Source organism: Dokdonella sp., assembly GCF_039926425.1.
Lineage (GTDB): Bacteria > Pseudomonadota > Gammaproteobacteria > Xanthomonadales > Rhodanobacteraceae > Dokdonella_A.
This window is the reverse complement of the sequence record NZ_JBDSWZ010000078.1, coordinates 1-3557: the sequence shown is the minus strand read 5'-3', so window position 1 is coordinate 3557 and position 3557 is coordinate 1. Positions and strand designations below refer to the sequence as shown.

The 3557-nt window shown below is 63.9% G+C and carries 3 protein-coding genes; 2 read left to right on the top strand and 1 reads right to left on the bottom strand.

The features are described 5' to 3' along the window. On the bottom strand, window positions 1-1252 hold a 1252-nt coding region (locus ABIV12_RS04810; protein ID WP_348056788.1), incomplete at its 3' end, for a TonB-dependent receptor plug domain-containing protein. A 231-nt stretch (window positions 1253-1483) separates the two neighbouring features. Between ABIV12_RS04810 and ABIV12_RS04805 the strand changes: the two genes are divergently transcribed. Continuing rightward, window positions 1484-1900, top strand: coding sequence for a DUF3574 domain-containing protein (locus tag ABIV12_RS04805; protein WP_348056790.1), 417 nt, complete (start codon window positions 1484-1486; stop codon window positions 1898-1900). 124 nt (window positions 1901-2024) lie between these two features. After that, the coding region (locus tag ABIV12_RS04800) for a hypothetical protein (RefSeq protein WP_348056787.1) at window positions 2025-3557 on the top strand (1533 nt) is incomplete at its 3' end.

The following is a 3557-nucleotide window of genomic DNA, read 5'->3' as shown; positions in this document are numbered from 1 at the left end:
CGTATGACGCCGGATCGCCGGCGACGGTGCGGAACGTTTCACGGCGGTACTCGCCACCCGTCGCGACTGTGAATATGCGATCGGCGACGCCGAACTCCCGCGTGAAGTCGAGATTGCCGATCGACTGTCCGTTGCGATAGCCCGCGCTGAAGAACTCGGTCGGACTGTCAAGGCCGAGCGACGCATTCAACGAATGACGCAGGCCGTAGTCGAACGTGTTCCGCCCGTAGGTCCAGCTTGCATCGTAGTTCCAGTCGCCGAGAGCGCCCTTCGACCCGGCAGAGGTCTGCACATCGCGATCCGCGCCGATCGATTCGGGGCGATAGCCGTCCGGGTAGATCGATGGAATCGTCGCGCTGCTGTCCGGGTAGCGGAAGTAGTTGTCGCCAATCGAATGACGACTGTTGTAGTTGCCGAACCAGTACAGCGTGGAAGCATCCGACAACGGCAGCGCGCTGTTGAGCCAGCCGGTGTAGCTTTCGGTTTGCGGATCGCCGGCGGCGTAGTTGCGCTGGCCGAGCAACGCGAGATTCGCGGGTGTCTGGTTCTCGAAGAACGGGATCTCGTCGTAGCCGGCGCGGTTGGTCGCGTCGTGATGATTGGCTTCGACACCGGCGCGCAGAAAACCCGACGTGCCGAGCCGCGTGCCGAACTTCGCACTGGCAAAGGTGGACTGGCCGTCGGTGATCGTGCGGTCGGTCGGGCGGAAGTCTGTGTGGTTCGCTCCAACCACCGCATCGACTTCGCCGCCTTGCGGCGCGTCGTCCATGATGATGTTGATGACGCCGGCAATCGCGTCCGAACCGTACTGCGCGCCAGCGCCGTCACGCAGCACTTCGATGCGCTTGATCGAACTGATCGGAATGGCGTTGAAATCCACCGGCGTGGTGCCGCGGCCGATCTTCGTGTCGGTATTGACCAGCGCCGAGGTATGCACGCGCTTGCCGTTGATCAGCACCAGCACCTGGTCCGGACTCAGCCCGCGCAATTGCGCAGCGCGCACGTGGTCGGATCCGCCGGAGTTCGATTGGCGCGGGAAATTGAACGACGGCAACAATGTGGCCAGCGCCGCACCGAGCTCGCCGTTCACCGCACCGGCGCTGCGCAGATCCGCGGCGGTCAGCACGTCGACCGGCACTGCTGAATCAAGCACGGTTCGATCTTTCGCGCGCGTGCCGGTGACGATGATCTGGCCCAATGTTGGCGCGTCGTCGGCCGCGATCGCGGAAGACGCGATCGGTAAAAGTGTCATTGCGATGTTGTACACCGCGACGCGGCGGCGACTGCAACCAGGATGCTGCATGTGAGGTTTCCCCGAAGCGCCCAACCCGAGCGCCCATGCTAGCAACATCGGCCGGTCCTTCGTGCGGTTGGCATCGCCATCGCGTCGCATAAGCATATGGATTCAAAAATCGATGGACAGCAGGACATTCGTCCCTAGAATCCACGGATGAAGACGACCGCATTTGCATTGACCCTGCTGATGACCGCCGCCGGCTGCGCCGGTCACGTCACGGCCCGACCCGAACCCCCGACACTGGTCGGAGAAGCCTCACATCCGACCGAGGCCACGGGCTGGGTGCGCACGGAACTCTATTTCGGAACCGGGCTCGCCGACGATCCGCGGTCCGGCGTCAGCGACGCGGATTGGCGGTCGTTCATGGATTCAGAAGTCACCGTTCGCTTTCCGGACGGCTTGAGCGTGTTCGACATCTACGGTCAATGGCGCGGCACGGGTCAAACCGTACCGGCACGACTGCGATCGAAGGTGATCGTGCTGTTGTATGCCGATACGCCGGCCCATCGTGCCGACATCGAGGCGATCCGCAGCGCGTGGAAGAAGAGGACCGGCGACCAGTCGGTGTTGCGCGTCACGCAGCCGGCGGACGTGTCATTCTGAGCGTCGTGAAAATGGTGCATTCGCACCGTCGGACGGGCATGTTCGGGGAGACATCGCCGATGAGCCAGCGGGTCGAATCAGACGCGTCCGTCGCCTGCACAGCCGGCGTTTTCGGACGGCGGACATGAGCACCACGCCGTCGCACCGCTGGCTGTCATCCGGTGACCTCAACGGATTCCTCGGACTCGTCGTCGACAACCTCTCGATCATGGCGTTCATTGCCGGCGCGCTGATCGGCATTTTCCAGTTTCCCGCCGATGTGGTGTTCTACCGGATGTTTCCCGGCACCGCGTTCGGCGTCCTCGTCGGCAACGTGGTCTACACCGTTCTTGCGCGCCGCCTTGCAACGCGCACCGGACGCAACGACGTCACCGCGATGCCGCTCGGCCTCGATGCGCCGACGAGCATCGGCATGGCGCTGCTGGTGCTCGGCCCCGCGTTCGTCGGCTACAAGCAGTCCGGTCTCGACGAAGCCGCCGCGGCAACGGCCACCTGGCAGCTCGGCATGGCGTCGCTGATCGTGATGGGCGTGCTGAAGTTCTTCCTGTCGTTTGCCGGAGCGACCGTGCAGAAACATGTGCCTCGCGCCGGACTCCTCGGCTCGATCGCCGGCATCGCGCTGATGCTCATCGGCTTCCTGCCGCTGCTGGAGATCCTGAAAATTCCAGTGGTCGGGTTCGCAGGCCTGTGCATTGTGTTGTACGCGCTGGTGGCGAAGGCGCGGCTGCCGTTCGGACTTCCAGGCGTGCTGGTCGCGTTCGTCGTCGGCACGTTGCTCTACTACGGACTCGGTCCCGTGGGCGCATTGGGTTCCGCGTATCACGCGCCGGGGGCCTGGCAGTGGCGATTCGCATTGCCGCTGCCAACGCTCGGTTTCATTCCAGGACTGCCGTTGACGATTCCGTACCTGCCGCTGCTGTTGCCGTTTGGTCTCCTGATGGTGGTCGGCGGCATCAACGTCACCGAAAGCGCGCGCGCTGCCGGCGACGACTACTCAACGCGGGACATTCTTCTGACCGAAGCGTTCGCCACGCTGGTCGCCGGACTCTTTGGTGGCGTCGCGCAGACGACACCGTATATCGGCCAGCCGGCATACAAGGCGATGGGCGCGACGAGTACCTATACGCTGCTCACCGGCGTGTTCATCGGCCTCGGCGGCGTGTTCGGCTATCTCTCCAACTTCGTCGAGCTGTTGCCGCTGGCGATCCTTGCGCCGATCCTCGTGTTCGTCGCGATCAGCATCACCACGCAGGCGTTCGAGGCGACACCGCAACGCTACGCCGCCGCCGTCGTCTTCAGTTTCTTCCCGGCGATCGCGCGCATGGTCGCCATCAAGTTCAGCGATCCGTCCGTCGTTGCACCCGACCGTTTCGCCGCGCTGCTCGGCGCGACCGGAAAAGGATTGCCGGAACTCGCGGTGCTGGTCGCGCTCGGCAACGGCTTCATCATCACCTCGATGATCTGGGCGAGCTTCGTGGTCGCGCTGATCGACCACCAACTTCGACGTGCATCGGCGATCGTGCTGCTCGGCGCCGTACTCACCGCATTCGGCGTGATCCATTCGGTCGAAGCTGCGGGAGGCATCTACCTGCCGTGGAATCTCGAAGGCATGGCACGCGAAGTCGCAGTGCAATTCACCGCGGCGTACGTCGTTGCG

What these genes read in the sequence shown, in the direction of transcription:
- ABIV12_RS04805 (WP_348056790.1), top strand. Translation starts at nt 1,484, where the DNA reads ATGACCGCCGCCGGCTGCGCCGGTCACGTCACGGCCCGACCCGAACCC.